Origin of the sequence: Pantoea phyllosphaerae, from assembly GCF_051025595.1 — a bacterium.
In the GTDB taxonomy this organism is placed as follows: domain Bacteria; phylum Pseudomonadota; class Gammaproteobacteria; order Enterobacterales; family Enterobacteriaceae; genus Pantoea.
Genome location: NZ_JBPFDE010000003.1, coordinates 319,712 through 339,995, shown reverse-complemented (window position 1 = coordinate 339,995; position 20,284 = coordinate 319,712). Strand labels below are relative to the sequence as shown.

Genomic DNA, 20,284 nt, shown 5'->3' with positions numbered 1-20,284 from the left:
GCGGGAGCCGGATTTGAACCGACGACCTTCGGGTTATGAGCCCGACGAGCTACCAGGCTGCTCCATCCCGCGTCCGTAGTGCGCATTGCGTCTTTTTCACATTGTCTCTTCAAAAGAAGAGTTGGTTGCGGGAGCCGGATTTGAACCGACGACCTTCGGGTTATGAGCCCGACGAGCTACCAGGCTGCTCCATCCCGCGTCCGTGGATGCGCACTATACCGCCTGGCGCTGATGATGCAACCCCTTTTTAGCGCAGAGCGTCAAATTAGCGTGCGTTTGCTGAATATTTTCTCCATCTGGCTAATTATCGCACAGCCGTGTGCGCGGAAGGGGCAGGCGGATTTCAATCTGGCAGGCGCTTTGCTATCGTCGCGGGGCGAACACTGATGAATAAAAGAGATGGCGATGAATAAAGGACACTGGGCGAAGTACGCACTTACTGGTGCAATGTTTGCGCTGCTGGCGGGTTGTAGCTCGAAGCCGACCGATCGCGGGCAGCAATATAAAGACGGCAAGCTGGAACAGCCGCTGGCGCTGGTTAACCAGCCTAATGCCAAAGGCCGACCGGTGAATGGCCGAGATTTCGGCGAGCAGGTGCGGCAAATCCAGTCCGCCTCGTCTGCCCTGTATGGACGCCACACCGGCACCTACAGCGCTATCGAGAGCTGGCTGATGGCGGGTGCCGATACGCGCCAGCTGCGCCAGTTCGGCCTCAACGCCTTCCAGATGGAGGGCACCGACAACTACGGCAACGTGCAATTTACCGGCTACTACACGCCGGTGGTGCAGGCGCGCTATACGCGCCAGGGCGAATTCCAGTACCCCATCTACCGCATGCCGCCGCGCAAGCGCGGCGCAAAATTGCCGAGCCGCGCCTCTATCTATAGCGGCGCGCTGGACGAACGCTACGTCATCGGCTGGAGCAATTCGCTGATCGATAACTTTATTATGGACGTGCAGGGCAGCGGCTACGTCGACTACGGCGACGGCCGTCCGATGACCTTCTTCGGCTACGGCGGCAAAAATGGCTGGGCCTATCACAGCATCGGCAAAGAGCTGATCGATCGCGGCGAGGTGAAGCGCGAGGATATGTCGATGCAGGCGATTCGCGACTGGGCGGCGTCGCACTCTGAGCAGGAGGTGCGCGCGCTGCTGGAAACCAACCCGTCGTTCGTCTTCTTCAAGCCGGAACCTTACACGCCGGTGCGCGGCGCCAGCGCGGTGCCGCTGGTGGCGAAGGCCTCTGTGGCGTCGGACCGCTCGCTGATCCCGGCGGGCACCGCGCTGCTGGCGGAAGTGCCGCAGCTGAACGAAAAGGGCAAGTTCAACGGTAAGTATGAGATGCGCCTGATGGTGGCGCTGGACGTCGGCGGGGCCATTAAGGGCCAGCACTTTGACATCTATCAGGGCATCGGGCCCGACGCGGCGCACCTGGCGGGCTTCTATAACCACTACGGCCGCGTCTGGGTGCTAAAGGCGGCGCCAGGCGCCGGGCAGCCGCTGTTCAGCAACCCGCAAAACGGCGATAATGGCTCTCTGTTACTGGGTTCAAACTGATTACTCGGCGGGCCGCGCGGCCCGCATGAGGTGACAAGGTTAATTATGAGTGTAGTTAACGACGCCTGGCGTCAGCGTTTTGGCGGCACGGCACGTCTTTATGGGCAGGATGCGCTGGCGCGTTTCGCCGCGGCGCACTTCTGCGTGATCGGCATCGGCGGCGTCGGCTCCTGGGCGGCGGAAGCGCTGGTGCGCACCGGCATCGGCAAAATTACCCTGATCGACATGGATGATGTCTGCATCACCAATACCAACCGGCAGATCCACGCGCTGAACGGCAACGTCGGCAGGGCGAAAACCGAGGTGATGGCTGAGCGCCTGCGCGCCATCAATCCCGACTGCGAGGTGATCTGCATCGACGACTTTATCACGCCGGACAACACCGCCGAGTTGATGGCGGCGGGCTACGACTACGTGATTGACGCCATCGACAGCGTACGTCCGAAGGCGGCGCTGATCGCCTGGTGCCGCCGCAACAAGATCCCGCTGATCACCACCGGCGGCGCGGGCGGCCAGATCGATCCGACCCAGATCCAGGTGGCCGATCTGGCGAAGACGATTCAGGATCCGCTGGCGGCTAAGCTGCGCGAGCGGCTGAAGACGCTCGGCGTGGTAAAAAACAGCAAAGGCAAGCTGGGCATCGACTGCGTCTTCTCGACCGAAGCGCTGATGTATCCGCAGCCGGACGGCAGCGTTTGCGCCGCGCGCAGCACTGCTGAAGGACCGAAAAGAATGGATTGCGAAGCGGGATTTGGCGCGGCCACCATGGTGACCGCCACCTTCGGCTTTGTCGCCGTTTCCCATGCGCTGAAGAAGTTTCTGGCGCGCGCGGCGCGTCAGGCGGCGTAGAACCTCAGGCGCGCGCCGCGCGCGCGGCCTGATGTACCGCCTCCGCCAGCGCTTTCAGTCCGCTGCTGCGCGAGGCGCTGAGCTGGGCGCGCAGCCCCAGTTCGTCAAACAGCTGTAGCGGATCGTCCGCCAGCAGCGCCTGCGGCGTTTTTCCCTCCACGGCGGTCAGCAGCACCGCCAGCAGACCACGCACGATGCGGCCTTCACTGTCGCCGTAGAAATGCAGCGTGCCGTCGTGGCGCAGCTGGCTGCCGAGCCAGACGCGGTTTTCGCAGCCGGTCAGCTCAATGTCGGCCGTTTTCAGCGCCTCCGGCAGCGCAGGCAGCTGGCGGCTGAGCTGGATAAGCTGGCGATAGCGATCCTCCCACTGCTGAAAATGGGCGAACTTCTCTTTCAGGCCGTCCAGGGTAATCAGATCGCCAAACGGGTGCGGGCCAGTCAGAGCCTGACTCATGCTTCCTCCTCAGAGAGCAGATCGAGTGCGGTGTAGACAGCGCGCGTCAGCGCGTCGACATCCTGTAAATTATTATAGGGCGCGAAAGAGACGCGCAGCGTGCCGCTGACCCCCAGCGCCGCCATCAGCGGCTGCGCGCAGTGCTGGCCAGCGCGCAGCGCAATGCCCTGTTCCGCCAGCAGCGTAACGATGTCGCTGTGGTGCACGCCCTCGAAATCAAACGCCAGCACGCTCGTGCGGCCCGCACGGTAGCTGCGGAAACCGGGAAACTCACCCAGCTGCTCCTCAGCCAGGCTGGCAAGCTGCTGGCTCCACATCTCCGCTTTCAGCCGGTCGTGCTGCTCAAACCAGCTTAGCGCGGCGCTCAGTCCCACTACGCCCGCCACGTTCGGCGTGCCGGCCTCGAAGCGCCAGGGCACGGGCTGCGGCGTGAAGCCGTTAAAATCGACATGGGTCAGCATCTTACCGCCGCCTTGCCACGGCGACATCTCCTCCAGCAGCTCGGCTTTACCATAGAGCGCGCCGATGCCGGTCGGGCCGTAGATTTTATGGGCGGAGAAGGCGTAAAAGTCGATATCGAGCGCCTGCACGTCGGTTGGGCAGTGCGCCACGCCCTGGGCGCCATCAACCATCACTTTCGCGCCGACGCCGTGCGCCAGCGCGATCGCCTGCGCCAGATCCGGACAGCCGCCGGTGACGTTGGACATCTGGCCGATCGCCAGCAGCCGGGTGCGCGCATTAAGCAGCGACGGCAGCAGCGCCATATCTGGCAATCGATCGGCGCCGACAGGCCACTTCACCACCTTCGCGCCGCGCGCCTGCGCCGCCATCAGCCAGGGCACCAGGTTGGCGTGATGCTCCGCCTCGCTCACCAGGATCTCGTCGCCAGCCTTCAGCCGCGGTAATAGCCAGCCGTTGGCGACCAGATTAATCGCCTCCGTGGTGCCGCGCGTCCAGACAATCTGGTGGTCGTGCGCCGCATTCAGCAGGTGCGCCACCTGATGCCGCGCCTGTTCATAGCGCTCGGTAAGCTGACGCGCCGCGCCGTACTGGCTGCGATGCACGGTGCCGCCGCTCAGGCTGTAAAACTGTTGCGTGGTATCAATCACCACCTGCGGCTTGAGCGTCGTGGCGGCGCTGTCGAGATAAACACCGGCGTCGTTCAGCGCGGGAAACTGCTGGCGGAAAGCGGTGGGGTTGAATGCGGTCATGCTTTGTCTCGTCATACAAATAATCAGGGCCAGATCAAAAGCCTGGCCTTCTCCTGGCAAAGCTGTAAAAGCGCGTTATGCTGATTAATGCAAGGTTTAAACCAAAACCCGCACAAGGAGCAACCTTCTTTAGTCGATTTGACTAGGGTTAGCCAACGCGGGCGGTTTGATGCAATCATCTACAAGGAGATAGAAAATGAAAAAACTTTCAGCAGTGCTGGCTGTCTGCGCTATGGCTTTTACACTGGCCGCGTGTTCAAGCAATTATGTTATGCATACTAACGATGGTCGCACCATTGTCTCAGAAGGCAAGCCTTCGGTAGACAGTGATACCGGTATGATCAGCTATAAAGACGCTAACGGCAACAAGCAGCAGATTAACCGCGCCGACGTCAAAGAGATGGTTGAGATGCAGTAAGCGCTTCGGCGGCGGCTGCAGGCAAAAAAAAAGCACCGCAGTTTGCGGTGCTATTCAAAATCACTATGGACAGACAGGGTAAATCTACAGGAATTAAAAGCTTGATCTGCAAGCGTCAGATCAAAATGCAAACACAACATCACGACCACAAGCCAAAAGCTTCCCGGAAATCTGCGAACTCACTCACAAATCCTGAAATCTTTTCGTTCCGGCTCAGGAAGTGCGGCAACTATAGGTATTTGCTGGAGCTTCCTCAACGGACAATTTATAATGCCTCGGATTACTAAAACTAATATGTGACCGCTTTTTATAAGCGCACCTATATTACCCCCGATCCGAGCACGGAAAACCATGTCGAAACGCCTTCCTCCTCTTAATGCACTCCGCGTGTTTGACGCTGCGGCGCGCCATCTCAGCTTTACCAAGGCCGCCGAAGAGCTGTTTGTCACCCAGGCCGCCGTCAGCCATCAGATAAAATCGCTGGAAGATTTTCTGGGACTTAAGCTGTTTCGCCGGAGGAATCGTTCGCTGCTGCTGACGGAAGAGGGGCAAAGCTACTATCTCGATATCAAAGAGATTTTCACCGCGCTTAACGACGCGACGCGCAAACTTCAGGCGCGTAGCGCAAAAGGCGCCTTAACCGTCAGCCTGCTGCCCAGCTTCGCCATTCAGTGGCTGGTGCCTCGACTCTCCAGCTTTAATATGGCTTATCCGGGCATCGACGTGCGTATTCAGGCGGTCGACCGCGATGAAGAGAAGCTGGCCGACGACGTCGACGTGGCGATTTTCTACGGCCGCGGCAACTGGCCAGGACTGCGCGTGGAAAAACTGTACGCCGAATATCTGCTGCCGGTCTGTTCGCCCGCGCTGATGACCGGCGACAATCCGTTGAAAACGCCAATGGATCTGTCGCGCTTCACGCTGCTGCATGACGCTTCGCGGCGCGACTGGCAATCTTATATTCGGCAGCTAGGCTTGCAGCATATCAACGTTCAGCAGGGGCCCATTTTTAGCCACAGCGCCATGGTGCTGCAGGCCGCGATCCACGGCCAGGGCGTGGCGCTGGCGAACAACGTGATGGCGCAGAGCGAAATCGAAGCTGGCCGATTGATCTGTCCGTTTAACGACGTGCTGGTAAGCAAAAATGCTTTTTATCTGGTTTGTCATGACAGTCAGGCAGAACTGGGTAAAATAGCCGCCTTTCGACAGTGGATCATCGCGAAAGCCGCCAGCGAACAAGAAAAATTCCGCTTTCGCTACGAACACTAACTAATTGTTTCTGTAGCCTGATGTACAGATGCACCTTGAGGATAGTCCGATGTCCAGCCGTGCCATGTTTATTTTTGCCGCCATCAGCGGGTTTTTGCTGGTGGCGTTTGGCGCTTTTGGCGCCCACGTTTTAAGCCGTTCTCTGGGGCCGACCGAAATGGCCTGGATCCATACCGGACTCGAGTATCAGGCGTACCATACGCTGGCGGTCATTGGCCTGGGCGCCGCGATGCTGCGCCGCGCCAATCTCTGGTTTTACTGGAGCAGCGCCTTTCTTGCCCTCGGCGTCGTGCTGTTCAGCGGCAGCCTCTACTCTCTGGCGCTGTCGCATCTGAAGTTTTGGGTTTTTGTTACGCCGGTCGGCGGCCTCTTTTTCCTGGTCGGCTGGTTTCTGATGTTGATTGGCGCACTGCGTCTTAAACGAAAGGCAGATCGCCATGAATAAAGTTTTACTCTATTGCCGTCCAGGGTTTGAAAAAGAGTGCGCCGCGGAAATCGCCGCCTGCGCCGCCGAGCGTGAAATCTACGGTTTCCCGCGGGTAAAAGAGAACAGCGGCTATGTGCTGTTCGAATGCTATCAGCACGAAGACGCCGATCGCCTGGCGCACGATCTGCCTTTTGATACGCTGATCTTCGCCCGCCAGATGCTGGTGGTCGGCGAGCTGCTGAAAGATCTGCCGCCGGACGATCGTATCGCGCCGATTGTCGGCATGCTGACCGGCGTAGTGGAGAAGGGCGGCGAACTGCGCGTCGAGGTACCCGATACTAACGAAGCGAAAGAGCTGACGAAGTTTTGCCGCAAGTTTACCGTGCCGCTGCGCGCCAGCCTGCGCGACGCGGGGATCCTGCTTAACTACGAAAGCCCGAAGCGCCCGGTGGTGCACGTCTTCTTTATCGCGCCAGGTGCCTGTTACGTCGGCTACTCTGTGGTCGGCAACAACTCGCCGTTCTATATGGGCATTCCACGCCTGAAGTTTCCGGCCGATGCGCCGAGCCGATCCACCCTGAAGCTGGAAGAGGCGTTTCATGTCTTTATTCCCGCCGACGAGTGGGATGAGCGCCTGGCGGGCGGCATGCGTGCGGTCGATCTCGGCGCCTGTCCCGGCGGCTGGACCTACCAGCTGGTGAAGCGCAGCATGTGGGTTGACGCGGTGGATAACGGCCCGATGGCGCCGAGCCTGATGGATACCGGGCAGGTCACCCACTGCCGCGAAGACGGCTTTAAGTTTCGCCCGACGCGCAACAACAATGACTGGCTGGTGTGCGATATGGTCGAGAAGCCGGTGCGCGTCGCTAGCCTGATGACGGAATGGCTGGTCAACGGCTGGTGCCGCGAGGCGATTTTTAACCTTAAGCTGCCGATGAAAAAGCGCTATGAAGAGGTGACGCAGAACCTGGCGATGATTGACGAGGCGCTGAAGGCGCAGGGCATCAACGCGCAGATTCGTGCCCGCCAGCTCTACCATGACCGCGAAGAGGTCACGGTGCATATTCGCCGCATCTGGGGCGCCATACCGGGCCGCCGCGACGAACGTTAAGCGTCAGGCCGGGCGCTGCGGCGCCTGGCCTTCGTAGCGCAGCGTTTTCAGATTCCCCTGCAGCACTAAATCCTGCTTCAGCATCGCAACCTGTCGGCTGATAAAGGCGGACTCACGTCCGGCCTCCAGCTTCGCGCGCCACTTCTCCGGCACCTCATGAAGCTGCGCATAGATCGCCTCCAGCGAACCAAACGTTTGCAGCAGCGTTTTTGCGCTTTTCGGTCCGATGCCCGCCACGCCGGGGATCTTGCTGCTGCTGATGCCGCACAGCCCCCAGTAGTCAGGCAGCCGCTGCGGTGCAACGCCGAACGCATTTTCGATAAAAGGCAGATCCAGCCAGCGCTTTTGAAAGTAGTCGCGGATGCGGATCTGCGGCGCCAGCAGCTGACAGTAGCCTTTGTCGGTAGAGACGATGGTCGCCTGATGGCCCGCCTGCGCCATTTTTACCGCCAGCGTAGCGGCCAGGTCGTCTGCTTCATCCGCCTCGGCGATCCAGCAGCTGACGCCGAGGTGGCGGAACGCCTCCTGCAGCGCGGGCAGTTCGGCATGCAGATCCTCCGGCATCGGCGGTCGGCCGCTTTTATAGTCCGGCAGCAGCTGATGCCGCCAGCCCTGGTGACGCTGTTCGCTGTCGAATACCGCCACGACGTGGGTTGGCTGCGTATGCCCCAGAAGCTGGCGCAGCGCCGCGACGCAACCCTCGGCGCAGGGCGATCCCTGTACTGCGTGCAGACGACGTATCAGATTGAGCGCATCCACAATAAGAAGGTGAAATGACATAAGCTAAACGGCAGCCCGGCAGGGCTGCCTTCCTTGCGGTTTATTTAATGATTTCGTAGCAGGGGATATAGGCGGTGCCCGGCAGCTTCATGCGGTGCTGAGCGACGAAGCCCTGCAGCAGCTCATCCATGCGGCGCATAATGTCTGGCTCGCCGTGCAGCTTATAAGGTCCCTTTTCGCGGATTTCCCGTATACCGATCTCTTTCACGTTTCCGGCGACGATGCCGGAGAAGGCGCGACGCAGATCTGCCGCCAGCTGCTCCGCCGGCTGGCTGGTGTAGAGATTGAGGTTGGCCATATTTTCATGCGTTGGCAGAAACGGCTTCTGCAGATCGGGCGAGATGCGAATTGACCAGTTGAAGCTGTAGGCGTCGCCGGTTTCGCGGCGATACTCCTTCACCTGCGGCATCGCTTTCTTCATCAGGCGCGCCACTTCGGCGGCGTCGTCGATAATGATCTTATAGTGACGACGGGCCGCTTCCCCCAGCGTGTTGACGATGAAGTCGTCCAGCACGTGGAAGTAGTCGGCGCTCTCCTGCGGGCCGGTCAGGATCAGCGGCAGCACCTGCTCGTGGTTCTGCGGATTCATCATAATGCCCAGCAGGTAGAGCAGCTCTTCCGCCGTGCCCACGCCACCCGGGAAAATAATGATGCCGTGCGCGATGCGCACAAAGGCTTCCAGGCGTTTTTCGATATCCGGCATGATGATAAGTTCGTTCACCAGCGGATTCGGCGGCTCTGCGGCGATAATCGACGGCTCGGTCAGGCCGATAAAGCGGCTGTCGCGATAGCGCTGCTGCGCATGGCCTACCGCGGCGCCTTTCATTGGCGCCTCCATCACGCCCGGCCCGCAGCCGGTGCAGATATTCAGCTCGCGCAGGCCCAGCTGGGTGCCGACGTTGCGGCAGTACTGGTACTCTACCGCGTTAATGGAGTGGCCGCCCCAGCAGACAACGGTATTCGGGTATTCCCCAATATGCAGCGCGCGAGCGTTGCGCAGGATTGAGAAGACCTGGTTAGTGATATGCGCCGAATCATCCGGCGGCGCCTCTTCCATGCCGGCGATCGCCAGCTGGCCGTTAACAAACAGAATGTCGCGCAGCACGGCAAACAGGTTGGCCTGCAGCGAACGGATAATGCGTCCGTCGACAAACGCCTCTTCCGGCGGATTGATCAGTTCCAGCTTGACGCCGCGCTCGCGGCGCAGCACGTTGATGTCGAAATTTTCAAAGCGGGAAAGCAGTTCGTGGCTGCTGTCAGTCTGGCTGCCTGAATTCAGGACGGCAAGGGAGCAGTTGCGAAACAGCTGGTAAAGGTCGCTGCTCGCCGTGCGCTTGAGCATGTCCACTTCCAGCTGAGAGAGCAGATCCATCGAGCCAAGAGGGCTGATATGCGTAATCAAATGAACTCCGTTACACCCGCCTGGGTGACTAATGACACCGCCGTTGCGGTGGCGAAAATCCCTGGTCGGCGATCCTCCGATCGCCGCCTCAACCAGAGTGCCTTGTCGACCCTCAATGCTCAAGGGGAACGCAACCTTTGACGCGCAGGCTGCGAGAGGCCTCGCAAAGCTACTGACGCGCCAGACGGGAATATCCCGGCGTAAAAGGCACGTTGCTGCGCCACGGATTGATATCCAGACCGCCGCGGCGCGTGTAGCGCGCATAGACGGTAAGCTGCTGCGGCTGGCAGAAGCGCATCAGATCGTTAAAGATGCGCTCCACGCACTGCTCGTGGAACTCATTGTGCTGGCGGAAGGAGATCAGGTAGCGCAGCAGGGCTTCGCGGTCGATGCGCGGGCCTTTGTAGCGGATCATCACCGAACCCCAGTCGGGCTGGTTGGTGATCAAACAGTTGGATTTCAGCAGATGGCTGACCAGCGTCTCTTCCACGACGTCGCCGTCCGCCGCACCGGCAAGGTAGTCGGCATTGAAGCTGTAGTCCGTGATGGCGATATCCTGCTCGTCGATGCAGTAACCGCTAAACTGTCCGATGGGCTGGCCCTCGATTTCGCTCAGGCGGAACAGCGCGACGCTGACCTCGCCCTGCGCGCAGGCGCTAAGGTCGCGCTCGAGCGTCTGGCGCACGTCGCCCCAGTTATCGAAGCGCGTCTGGTTAAAGCTGTTAAGGTAGAGCTTAAAACTTTTCGACTCGATAAGATGTTCGCTGGTGGCGTTCAGCACCACTTCGCCCAGCGCCACCTGCGGCACGCCCTTGCTGTTAAGCCAGGAGAGTTCGTAAAGCGTCCAGATATCCGCGCCGGTAAAGGGCAGCGAATCGGATGTAAGCCCCAGCGGCGTGCGGTTCAGGCTGCGCGGCACCGCCTGAAGCAGGCTGGGATCGTACCGATCGTGGTAGGCTGTAGGTTTGCCCAGGGTCAGGCTGCTCAGCGCCTGATCCTTTTCATATAAAGACATAGCGGTTACCCGTGATACAAAACAAAGTGGATAAGTGTAACCCATCAGACGTGAGAAAAAGAGTGATGCAACAGACCATGGATGCCCTGCGCGAATTTACCGCCCGCTACTGCGACGCCTGGCAACAGCGCACCGGCCACGCGCCCGCCAGCCAGGCACTTTATGGCGTGCCGTCGCCCTGTATTATCGCCACCCAGGCGGATGAGATATGGTGGCAGCCGCAGCCCTTTACCCTACCCACCACGCTGGAGGCGGTAGAGCGCGCGCTGGAGATCACGCTTCAGGCGGATATTGCCGCTTTTTATACCGCGCAGTTCGCGGGCGATATGGCGGCGCGCTTTGCGCACCTTGAGCTGTCGCTGCTGCAGGTCTGGAGCGAAGAGGATTTTTTGCGGCTGCAGGAGAATCTGATCGGGCATCTGATCATGAAGCGCCGCCTGAAACAGACGCCGACGCTCTTTATCGCCGCCACTGAATCGGAGCAGGAGATCGTCTCGATTTGCAATCTGACCGGCGAGGTCATTCTTGAACAACCCGGCACCAAAAAACGTGAAATTCTGGCGGAAAATGCTCAGACGTTTCTTAAGAATTTACAGGTGGTTATACCGGGCTTTGCAGATAATCGCCAGTGACCTTGTGAGATATCTCTTACATGTAGTGTGAGAGATTGGCATTATTCTCAAGAGGCGTCCAGAAGTCTGTAATGTAAAAATATTGTGAATCATTGACTTAATGGCATTACTCCTAAATTTGGTCTATAAACATATAAAGTAACGCTGTTTAGTACCTTGTTTATTCAGCGCCCTCTGCCAGAATAGTCAGCAGTTGGCAGGAAGCCAGAGGATTGAAGATAGCGTCAGGATACGTCATGCCAGGAGGCGGGACCGTAACGGAGTTTACGTCACACGGAAGGCTTCAGGATGAAGCAGGATACTCAGGAGAGAGTCAGGGACACCTCCAGGAAGGAGAATGAGAGCCGCACATGATGCGCGGTGGGCCTGGAAGCTAAAGGAGTTGTCAGGACGATAAGCGCAGGATGGCGTACAGGAAAAGTTGTCACGGATGAGGCAGGGAGCATCTAAGTAGCGGGAAAGCTGCAAACGAACCGGGAGCACTGTTTTAACAGTGCTCCCTTTTTTTGCGCCCGTGTCTGGCGGTGGTATGCTTGCGGCCCGAATTTACCGCTCGCTGGAGGTGACCTATGACCCCTTTACTGTTACAACGGCTGGAGCAGCTTGAAGCGCTGCTGCGCGATCACCATCACTGGCAGGAAACGCCCCCGTCCGCCAGCGCGCTCGCCAGCAGCCAGCCTTTCTGTCTCGACACGCTGGAGCCGCTCGAATGGCTCCAGTGGGTGCTTATTCCGCGTATGCGGGCACTTGTCGCCGCGCAGCAGCCGCTGCCGCAAAATTTCGCTGTCGCCCCCTATTTTGACGTCGCGCTGCCCGCCGCCACGCCGGGTCATGCGCCAATTTTGCATAGCCTGACCCAGCTCGACGCGCTGTTTATGGACGACCCCGCCTGATGCTGGAGATTATCTATCAGGATGAATGGCTGGTGGCGGTCAATAAACCCGCCGGCTGGCTGGTGCATCGCAGCTGGCTGGATCGCAAAGAGAAGGTCGTGGTGATGCAGACCGTACGTGACCAGATCGGCCAGCATGTCTTTACCGCGCATCGGCTTGACCGCCCAACCTCCGGCGTGTTGCTGATGGGCCTCTCCAGCGAAGTGGGACGCCTGCTGTCGCAGCAGTTCGAGCAGCATCAGATGCGAAAAACCTACCACGCGGTGACGCGCGGCTGGCTGCAGGAGAGCGGCACGCTCGACTATCCGCTGGTGGAAGAGCTGGACAAGATCGCCGATAAGTTCGCTACGGAAGCGCGCGCGCCGCAGCCAGCGGTGACCGACTATCAGGCGCTGGCCTGGGCGGAAATGCCAATAGCGATTGGCCGCTATCCCAGCGCGCGCTATAGCCTGATGCAGCTCTCGCCGCACACGGGCCGCAAGCATCAGCTGCGCCGCCATATGGCGCATCTGCGCCACCCGATTATCGGCGACACCACCCACGGCGATCTGCGGCAAAATCGCGGCGCGGCGCAGCATTTCGGCGCCGACCGCCTGATGCTGCACGCCAGCAGCCTGGCGCTGACGCACCCGGTAACCGGCGAACCGCTGGTGATCCGCGCCGGGCTGGATGCGGTCTGGCAGCGGCTGGCCGGCGAGTTCGGCTGGCAGGCGGCGTTCGCCGCCGCAGGGCTTGAGTTTGCGGTCGCGGCAGGCGAGGATAGCACCTCAGCTTAAGGAGCAGGCACATGGCGAAGATTGGCATTTTTGTAGGTACGGTATACGGTAACGCGCTGCTGGTGGCGGAAGAGGCGCAGCCTGTTTTACAGGCGCAGGGGCACGAGGTTGCGCTCTATGACGATCCGACCCTCGCGCAGTGGCAGGCGTACGGCGGCGACGTCGCGCTGGTGATCACCTCGACCACCGGCCAGGGCAATTTCCCCGACAACATCGCTGCGCTTTATCACGACGTGAAAGATAAGCTGGGCTATCAGCCGACGCTGCGTTACGGCGTCATCGCGCTCGGCGACAGCAGCTACGATCATTTTTGCGGGGCGGGTAAAAGCTTTGACGCGCTGTTGCAGGAGCAGGGCGCGCAGCGCGTCGGCGAAGTGCTGCTGGTGGACGCAACCGAAGATCCTGAGCCGGAGACGGTCACCTCACCCTGGGTCGAGGCCTGGGGAAAAGCGCTGTGAGTTAATCGCGCGCTGCCGCCGCGCAGCGCGCGCCTTTATCAGGTCACCGGCGCCGGATTAAATACCGCCAGCTGATTGCGAATACCCCAGCGATCCGACCAGGTTTGCTGGCGGCCACTGGCGATATCCAGTATCAGGTGGAAAAGCCGCCAGCCGACCTGCTCGATAGTCTCCTCGCCCGTAGCGATAGTGCCAGCGTTGATATCCATCAGGTCGTGCCAGCGATCGGCCAGCGCGTTGCGCGTCGCCATCTTGATCACCGGAATGGCCGCCAGACCGTAAGGCGTGCCGCGCCCGGTGGTAAAGACCTGCAGCGTAATGCCCGACGCCATCTGCTGGGTGCCGCAGACAAAATCGCTGGCGGGCGTGGCGGCGTAGATCAGCCCGCGCCGCGTCGGGCGCTGACCCGGCGACAGCACCTCGACAATGGCGCTGCGGCCCGACTTGGCGATCGATCCCAGCGCTTTTTCCACCACGTTCGCCAGTCCGCCCTTTTTATTGCCGGGCGAAGGGTTGGCGCTGCGGTCGGTCTGGCCCTGGTCAAGATAGTCGTCATACCACGCCATCTCTTCCAGCAGTCGCTTGCCCACCTCTTCATTAATGGCGCGCGGCGTCAGCAGATGGATCGCGTCGCGCACTTCGGTCACTTCCGAAAACATCACCGTTGCGCCGCAGCGCACCAGCAGATCGGAGGCGAAGCCCACGGCGGGATTGGCGGTCACGCCGGAAAAGGCGTCGCTGCCGCCGCACTGCGTGCCGACAATCAGCGCAGAGGCGGGGCAGGTTTCGCGCTGGCGGCGGTTGAGGCGCTCAAGATGTTTTTTCGCCACGCTGAGGATCTCTTCCACCATCGCGCCGAAGCCGATATGGCGCTCATCCTGCAAGCGCACAATGTCGCTATCGTCCAGCGAGATCGCCTGCACATCGCTGGTGCCGGTCAGCAGACGCTCGGGCTGTAGCTTCTCGCAGCCGAGGCTCACCACCATGATTTCGCCGCCGAAGTTGGCATTCAGCGCCAGGTTATGAATGGTGCGGATCGGCACCACCGCCGCCGGCGCGTTAATCGCCACGCCGCAGCCGTAAAGGTGGTTGAGCGCCACGACGCCATCGACGTTCGGATAGTTCGGCAGCAGATCGCGCTCGATAATCTGCACCACATAGTCCACCACGCCCGCCACGCAGTGCACGCTGGTGGTAATGCCGAGCAGGTTGCGCGTGCCGACGCTGCCATCCGCGTTGCGGTAGCCTTCAAAGGTGTAGCCTTCCAGCGGCGGCAGCTCGGGCGGCACGTTAGTCGCCAGCGGCAGGCTGGCGAGCGGTGGCGCTTCGGGCAGCGCCACCAGCGACTCGTCGATCCAGCCGCCTTGCGCGATATCACGCAGCGCATAGCCGATCACTTCGCCATAGCGGAAAATGGCCGCGCCCTGCGGAATCGCGGCGAGCGCCACTTTATGCCCCTGCGGCACATGCTCCGTCAGCGTCAGCCCGTCGGGAAAGGTCGTGCCTGCTGGCAGCCCCTGGTTGTTGACCACGATAGCGACATTGTCATCTTCATGGACTTTGATATAAAGCGGCGGCTCATTGAGAATTCGGTTCATCGCTCACCTTCCAGTCATGCATACGCGAGTCGTTAATAAAGTGCCTTTGCTGGCCGGGTCAGCGGCCCGGCGCGCCGTTCGTGGCGGCGCGTTATCGTTTCTGATGTCGCACATCGGATTTGCCAGCCTTAGTATATGAATGCAGGTTGCCCGCCGCATTGTGCAACTGTCCGCTATTTCCCTCCATTTACGCTGCTTTTTAGTTCTCTTATCCAAAAGCAAGTGAAGAGTCTCACAAAGGCGTCGACCTTTGCTCAATTAATCGCCATTTCAGACGGAAAAAACCGGGTTCCGTGAGGCGCGCCGCAGTCTACTGTGCAACTGCCAGATAATGCGTGCATTCGGGCCGTTATTGTCAGGCGTTCTTCCAGTGCCTCCGCCTTTTGTCATTCCTATACTGGCTTTCGTTATACGACGTTAGGTTATTCGTCACGACGCACTATCGGTTTGCCCCTATAAAAAATCGCCGTGTTTAACCCGACTTCTCTCTGATACCCAACGCGATGTGTATGCAGTCAGAGCGAATGTAGCAAACGCTATATTTCAGGAGTGCATCATGAATAGTTACAGCCAGACGGCGGAAGCGGTGCAGAAGCGCACCAACGCCCGCTACTGGATCGTGGTGATGTTGTTTATCGTCACCTCGTTCAACTACGGCGACCGCGCCACCATTTCCATCGCCGGTTCCGCCATGTCGAAAGATATCGGCCTCGACGCGGTTGGACTGGGCTACATCTTCTCGGCGTTCTCGTGGGCCTATGTTATCGGCCAGATCCCAGGCGGCTGGCTGCTGGACCGCTTTGGATCAAAACGCGTCTACTTCTGGAGTATCTTCCTCTGGTCGCTTTTTACTCTGCTGCAGGGCTTCGTCGATATCTTCAGCGGCTTCGGCATTATCGTTTCGCTGTTTCTGCTGCGCTTTATGGTCGGCCTGGCTGAAGCGCCGTCGTTCCCGGGCAACAGCCGCATCGTCGCGGCCTGGTTCCCGGCGCAGGAGCGCGGCACCGCGGTGGCAATTTTCAACTCCGCGCAGTATTTCGCCACGGTAATTTTTGCGCCGATTATGGGCTGGCTGGTGGCCGAGGTGGGCTGGGCGCACGTGTTCTGGTTTATGGGCGGCCTTGGCATCATTCTCAGCTTTGTCTGGCTGAAAGTGATCCACGATCCCAAAGACCATCCTGGCGTGAACAAAGCTGAGCTGGAGTATATGGAGCAGGGCGGCGCGCTGATCAATATGGATGCGAAAAAGGCGCAGCAGAAAGTGAGCTGGGATGAGAAATGGTTCCAGATCAAGCAGCTGCTCTCCTCGCGTATGATGCTGGGCATCTATCTCGGCCAGTACTGCGTCAATGCGCTCACCTACTTCTTTATCACCTGGTTCCCGGTCTATCTGGTGCAGGCGCGCGGTATGTCGATCCTGAAAGCGGGGATGATCGCTTCGGTTCCGGCGGTGTGCGGCTTCCTCGGCGGCGTGCTGGGCGGCGTCATCTCCGATTACCTGATGCGTAAAACCGGTTCGCTCAACATCGCGCGCAAAACGCCTATCGTGCTCGGCATGCTGCTCTCTATCAGCATGGTGATGTGTAACTACAGCGACACCGAATGGGTGGTGGTGTTCTTTATGGCGCTCGCCTTCTTCGGCAAAGGCATCGGCGCGCTGGGCTGGGCGGTGATGGCGGATACCGCGCCGAAAGAGATCAGCGGCCTGAGCGGCGGCCTGTTCAATATGTTCGGCAACTTCTCCGGCATCGTCACGCCGATCGCGATCGGCTACATCATCGCCACCAGCGGTTCGTTTGAAGGCGCGCTGATCTATGTCGGCATCCATGCGTTCGTCGCCGCGTTCAGCTTCCTGGTGATTGCAGGCGATATCAAACGTATCGAACTAAAACCGCGGACATAAGGAGAGAATATGTCTACGCAAAGCACGCCAACCATCGCCCGCATGCAGGTGATCCCGGTCGCCGGGTATGACAGCATGCTGCTGAATATCGGCGGCGCGCACAACGCCTGCTTTACCCGCAATATCGTGGTGCTGACCGACAGCGCCGGGCATACCGGCGTCGGGGAAGCACCGGGCGGCGACACCATCTACCAGACGCTGGTCGAGGCGATCCCGCAGGTCGAGGGCCAGCAGGTGGCGCGCATGAACCGGCTGGTGCAGCAGGTGCACAAAGGCAACCAGTCGGCCGATTTCGACACCTTCGGCAAAGGCGCCTGGACCTTTGAGCTGCGCGTCAACGCGGTCGCCGCGCTGGAGGCGGCGCTGCTCGACCTGCTCGGCCAGTGCCTCGGCGTGCCGGTGGCGGAGCTGCTCGGCCCCGGCCAGCAGCGCGACGAGGTGACGGTGCTCGGCTATCTCTTCTATATCGGCGACCGCCGTAAAACCGATCTGCCCTACCAGAGCGGTGAGAACGGCAATCACGACTGGTATCGCCTGCGCCATCAGGAGGCGCTGATGCCCGACGCGGTGGTGCGTCTGGCGGAGGCGGCGCAGGACAAATATGGCTTTAAGGATTTCAAACTCAAAGGCGGCGTGCTGCCGGGCGAGCAGGAGATTGCCTCCGCGGCGGCGCTGAAGCGGCGTTTTCCAGACGCGCGCATTACCGTCGATCCCAACGGCGCATGGACGCTGGACGAGGCGATCCGCCTCTGCAAAGGCATGGGCGAGGTGCTGACCTACGCGGAGGATCCGTGCGGCGCCGAGCAGGGCTATTCCGGCCGCGAGGTGATGGCGGAGTTCCGCCGCGCCACCGGGCTGCCGGTCGCCACCAATATGATCGCCACCAACTGGCGCGAGATGAACCACGCGGTGATGCTCAACGCGGTCGATATTCCGCTGGCCGATCCGCACTTCTGGACGCTGAGCGGCGCGGTGCGCGTGGCGCAGCTCTGCGACGAGTGGGGGCTCACCTGGGGTTGCCACTCCAATAACCACTTCGATATTTCGCTGGCGATGTTTACCCACGTTGGCGCAGCCGCGCCGGGCAATCCGACCGCGCTCGATACCCACTGGATCTGGCAGGAGGGCGACCAGCGCCTGACCAAAGAGCCGCTGCAGATCCGCAACGGCAAAATCGCCGTGCCCGACGCGCCGGGGCTCGGCGTCGAGCTGGACTGGGATCGGCTGCGCCAGGCCAACGACCTCTTTAAATCGCTGCCGGCGGGCGCGCGTAACGACGCCACCGCCATGCAGTATCTGATTCCCGGTTGGACGTTCGACCGTAAGCGCCCGGCATTCGGCCGCGCCACAGCGTAAGGAGCAGGAGATGAGTTCGACACCGAAAGTCACAGCAATGCAGGTTATTCCGGTCGCCGGATATGACAGCATGTTGCTCAACCTGAGCGGCGCGCACGCGCCTTTTTTCACCCGCAATATTGTGATTATCAAAGATAACGCGGGCCACACCGGCGTCGGCGAAATCCCCGGCGGCGAGAAAATCCGCCAGACGCTGGAGGATGCGGCGGCGCTGGTGATCGGCAAAACGGTTGGCGAGTACAAAAACGTACTCAGCCTGGTGCGCAGCACCTTCGCCGACCGCGATTCGTCGGGACGCGGCAGCCAGACTTTTGACCTGCGCACCACCATTCACGTGGTCACCGGCATTGAGGCGGCGCTGCTCGATCTGCTGGGCCAGCATCTGCAGGTCAACGTCGCTACGCTGCTGGGCGACGGGCAGCAGCGCGACCGCGTCGAGATGCTCGGCTACCTGTTTTACGTCGGCGATCGTAAAAAGACCGCGCTGCCCTACCAGAGCCAGGAAGATGAGGCCTGCGACTGGTATCGCCTGCGCCACGAAGAGGCGCTGACGCCGGACGCGGTGGTGCGGCTGGCCGAGGCGGCGTATGACAAGTACGGCTTTAACGACTTCAAGCTCAAGGGCGGCGTGCTGCGCGGCGGCGAAGAGGCGGAGGCGGTGATCGCGCTGGCGAAGCGCTTTCCAGAGGCACGCATTACGCTCGATCCCAACGGCGCCTGGTCGCTCAACGAGGCGATCCTGCTCGGCAAGCAGCTGAAAGGGGTGCTGGCCTATGCGGAAGATCCGTGCGGCGCCGAGCAGGGCTATTCCGGCCGCGAGGTGATGGCGGAGTTCCGCCGCGCCACCGGCCTGCCGACCGCCACCAATATGATCGCCACCGACTGGCGGCAGATGGGCCATACGCTGTCGCTGCAGTCGGTCGATATTCCGCTGGCCGACCCGCACTTCTGGACCATGCAGGGCTCGGTGCGCGTGGCGCAGATGTGCCACGACTTCGGCCTGACCTGGGGCTCGCACTCCAACAACCACTTCGACGTCTCGCTGGCGATGTTCACCCACGTCGCCGCCGCCGCGCCAGGCGCCATTACCGCCATCGACACCCACTGGATCTGGCAGGAGGGCAACCAGCGCCTGACCAGAGAGCCGCTGCAGATCAAAGGCGGCATGGTGCAGGTGCCGCAGAAGCCGGGGCTGGGCGTCGAGCTGGATATGGATCAGGTGATGCAGGCCAACGCGCTTTATCAAAAACATGGGCTGGGCGCGCGCGACGATGCGCAGGCGATGCAGTTTCTGGTACCGAACTGGACCTTCGACAATAAACGTCCCTGTCTGGTGCGCTAACTTTTAGGCTCCCTGCGGGGAGCAGTTGTAACGGGAGAAGAGATGATGAGTAACACAGCCTGGCCGAACGCATTTCGCCGTCGTCTGCTGGCAGGAGAAACCCTGATCGGCAGCTGGTGCGCGCTGGCGAACCCTGTCACCACTGAAGTGCTCGGCCTGGCCGGTTTCGACTGGCTGGTGCTGGACGGCGAACATGCGCCCAACGACATTACCACCTTCGTGCCGCAGCTGATGGCGCTCAAGGGTAGCGTCAGCGCGCCGGTGGTGCGTCCGCCCTGCAACGAACCGGTGATCATCAAGCGCCTGCTGGATATCGGTTTCTACAACTTCCTGATCCCATTTGTGGAAACGGAAGAGGAGGCGCTGCGCGCCGTGGCCTCGACCCGCTATCCACCCGCTGGCATTCGCGGCGTCTCGGTGTCGCACCGCAGCAATATGTACGGCACGCTGCCCGACTACAACGCCACGGTGAACGACAACATCACGGTGCTGGTGCAGATTGAAACCCAGCAGGCGGTCGACAATATCGACGCCATCGCCGCGGTAGAGGGCGTCGACGGCATCTTCGTCGGACCAGGCGATCTCTCCGCCGCGCTCGGCTATCTCGGCCAGCCTGCGCACCCTGAGGTGCTGAAGGTGATTAAGCATGTCTTCGAGCGCGCCAGAGCGGCGGGCAAGCCGAGCGGCATCCTCGCGCCGGTCGAAGCAGACGCGCGCCGCTATCTCGAATGGGGCGCCAGCTTCGTGGCGGTGGGCAGCGACTTAGGGGTCTTCCGCAACGCGACGCAGGCGTTGTGCGACAAATTTAAGAAGTAACTGACGAAGGGGAAAGG

The 20,284-nt window shown here is 60.6% G+C and carries 20 protein-coding genes and 1 tRNA gene; 14 read left to right on the top strand and 7 right to left on the bottom strand.

Annotation, left to right across the window (positions count from 1 at the left end; genetic code table 11):
• Positions 1–122: 122 nt before the first annotated feature.
• Positions 123–199, bottom strand: a tRNA-Met gene (locus tag ACR6A7_RS07050).
• Between the two features lie 206 nt (positions 200–405).
• Here ACR6A7_RS07050 and mltA point away from each other — a divergent pair.
• Positions 406–1,557, top strand: a complete 1,152-nt coding sequence (mltA, locus tag ACR6A7_RS07045) for a murein transglycosylase A (RefSeq protein WP_033752830.1) — start codon at positions 406–408, stop codon at positions 1,555–1,557.
• Positions 1,558–1,602: 45 nt separating this feature from the next.
• The gene (tcdA, locus tag ACR6A7_RS07040; RefSeq protein WP_434124124.1) at positions 1,603–2,406 is read left to right on the top strand and encodes a tRNA cyclic N6-threonylcarbamoyladenosine(37) synthase TcdA; all 804 of its coding nucleotides are present in this window, start codon (positions 1,603–1,605) and stop codon (positions 2,404–2,406) included.
• 4 nt (positions 2,407–2,410) lie between these two features.
• Here tcdA and csdE read toward each other — a convergent pair whose 3' ends face one another.
• Entirely contained in the window at positions 2,411–2,860 is a 450-nt protein-coding gene (csdE, locus tag ACR6A7_RS07035) for a cysteine desulfurase sulfur acceptor subunit CsdE (RefSeq protein ID WP_033752828.1), read from the bottom strand.
• Positions 2,857–4,071: a cysteine desulfurase CsdA gene (gene csdA, locus ACR6A7_RS07030; RefSeq protein WP_434124123.1), complete on the bottom strand. Its 1,215-nt coding sequence runs from the start codon at positions 4,069–4,071 to the stop codon at positions 2,857–2,859. The genes csdE and csdA overlap by 4 nt, the downstream gene beginning before the upstream one ends.
• A 196-nt stretch (positions 4,072–4,267) precedes the next feature.
• Here csdA and ACR6A7_RS07025 point away from each other — a divergent pair, with 196 nt between their 5' ends.
• From ACR6A7_RS07025 to rlmM, 4 genes are all read left to right on the top strand, one after another.
• Positions 4,268–4,489, top strand: a complete 222-nt coding sequence (locus tag ACR6A7_RS07025; RefSeq protein WP_103795208.1) for a YgdI/YgdR family lipoprotein — start codon at positions 4,268–4,270, stop codon at positions 4,487–4,489.
• A gap of 351 nt (positions 4,490–4,840) precedes the next feature.
• The gene (locus ACR6A7_RS07020) at positions 4,841–5,758 is read left to right on the top strand and encodes a transcriptional regulator GcvA (protein ID WP_434124122.1); all 918 of its coding nucleotides are present in this window, start codon (positions 4,841–4,843) and stop codon (positions 5,756–5,758) included.
• Positions 5,759–5,807: 49 nt separating this feature from the next.
• The gene (locus tag ACR6A7_RS07015) at positions 5,808–6,203 is read left to right on the top strand and encodes a DUF423 domain-containing protein (protein ID WP_434124121.1); all 396 of its coding nucleotides are present in this window, start codon (positions 5,808–5,810) and stop codon (positions 6,201–6,203) included.
• Positions 6,196–7,296, top strand: a complete 1,101-nt coding sequence (rlmM, locus tag ACR6A7_RS07010; RefSeq protein WP_434124120.1) for a 23S rRNA (cytidine(2498)-2'-O)-methyltransferase RlmM — start codon at positions 6,196–6,198, stop codon at positions 7,294–7,296. The genes ACR6A7_RS07015 and rlmM overlap by 8 nt, the downstream gene beginning before the upstream one ends.
• Before the next feature lie 3 nt (positions 7,297–7,299).
• Here the strand turns inward: rlmM and xni are convergent, their stop codons facing one another.
• The 3 genes from xni to queF all read right to left on the bottom strand — a co-directional run bounded on the left by xni (position 7,300) and on the right by queF (position 10,493).
• Positions 7,300–8,076, bottom strand: a complete 777-nt coding sequence (gene xni, locus ACR6A7_RS07005) for a flap endonuclease Xni (protein WP_434124119.1) — start codon at positions 8,074–8,076, stop codon at positions 7,300–7,302.
• A 40-nt stretch (positions 8,077–8,116) separates the two neighbouring features.
• The gene (gene ppnN / locus ACR6A7_RS07000) at positions 8,117–9,478 is read right to left on the bottom strand and encodes a nucleotide 5'-monophosphate nucleosidase PpnN (RefSeq protein WP_048786947.1); all 1,362 of its coding nucleotides are present in this window, start codon (positions 9,476–9,478) and stop codon (positions 8,117–8,119) included.
• Between the two features lie 169 nt (positions 9,479–9,647).
• Positions 9,648–10,493 carry an NADPH-dependent 7-cyano-7-deazaguanine reductase QueF gene (queF, locus tag ACR6A7_RS06995; protein WP_434124118.1) on the bottom strand — a complete coding sequence of 282 codons (846 nt, stop codon included), beginning with the start codon at positions 10,491–10,493 and terminating at the stop codon, positions 9,648–9,650.
• A gap of 62 nt (positions 10,494–10,555) precedes the next feature.
• On the opposite strand from queF, the gene syd reads away from it, so the two are divergent.
• From syd to ACR6A7_RS06975, 4 genes are all read left to right on the top strand, one after another.
• Positions 10,556–11,125, top strand: a complete 570-nt coding sequence (syd, locus tag ACR6A7_RS06990; protein WP_434124117.1) for a SecY-interacting protein — start codon at positions 10,556–10,558, stop codon at positions 11,123–11,125.
• A gap of 569 nt (positions 11,126–11,694) precedes the next feature.
• On the top strand, positions 11,695–12,018 hold the full coding sequence (locus tag ACR6A7_RS06985) for a YqcC family protein (RefSeq protein ID WP_434124116.1): 324 nt from the start codon (positions 11,695–11,697) through the stop codon (positions 12,016–12,018).
• Positions 12,018–12,794 carry a tRNA pseudouridine(65) synthase TruC gene (gene truC, locus ACR6A7_RS06980; protein ID WP_434124115.1) on the top strand — a complete coding sequence of 259 codons (777 nt, stop codon included), beginning with the start codon at positions 12,018–12,020 and terminating at the stop codon, positions 12,792–12,794. The genes ACR6A7_RS06985 and truC overlap by 1 nt, the downstream gene beginning before the upstream one ends.
• Before the next feature lie 11 nt (positions 12,795–12,805).
• The gene (locus ACR6A7_RS06975; RefSeq protein ID WP_434124114.1) at positions 12,806–13,252 is read left to right on the top strand and encodes a flavodoxin; all 447 of its coding nucleotides are present in this window, start codon (positions 12,806–12,808) and stop codon (positions 13,250–13,252) included.
• Positions 13,253–13,290: 38 nt separating this feature from the next.
• Here the strand turns inward: ACR6A7_RS06975 and garD are convergent, their stop codons facing one another.
• Entirely contained in the window at positions 13,291–14,850 is a 1,560-nt protein-coding gene (garD, locus tag ACR6A7_RS06970) for a galactarate dehydratase (RefSeq protein WP_434124113.1), read from the bottom strand.
• A gap of 556 nt (positions 14,851–15,406) precedes the next feature.
• Here garD and ACR6A7_RS06965 point away from each other — a divergent pair.
• Genes ACR6A7_RS06965 through garL form a run of 4 tightly spaced genes read left to right on the top strand, consistent with a single transcriptional unit; the run spans position 15,407 to position 20,267 of the window.
• Complete coding sequence (locus ACR6A7_RS06965) at positions 15,407–16,753, top strand: MFS transporter (RefSeq protein ID WP_434124112.1); 1,347 nt, start codon at positions 15,407–15,409, stop codon at positions 16,751–16,753.
• Positions 16,754–16,762: 9 nt separating this feature from the next.
• Positions 16,763–18,109 carry an enolase C-terminal domain-like protein gene (locus ACR6A7_RS06960; protein ID WP_434124111.1) on the top strand — a complete coding sequence of 449 codons (1,347 nt, stop codon included), beginning with the start codon at positions 16,763–16,765 and terminating at the stop codon, positions 18,107–18,109.
• Between the two features lie 10 nt (positions 18,110–18,119).
• Entirely contained in the window at positions 18,120–19,451 is a 1,332-nt protein-coding gene (gene gudD, locus ACR6A7_RS06955; protein WP_434124110.1) for a glucarate dehydratase, read from the top strand.
• A 45-nt stretch (positions 19,452–19,496) separates the two neighbouring features.
• Positions 19,497–20,267, top strand: a complete 771-nt coding sequence (gene garL, locus ACR6A7_RS06950) for a 2-dehydro-3-deoxyglucarate aldolase (protein WP_434124133.1) — start codon at positions 19,497–19,499, stop codon at positions 20,265–20,267.
• The last annotated feature ends 17 nt before the right edge of the window (positions 20,268–20,284 follow it).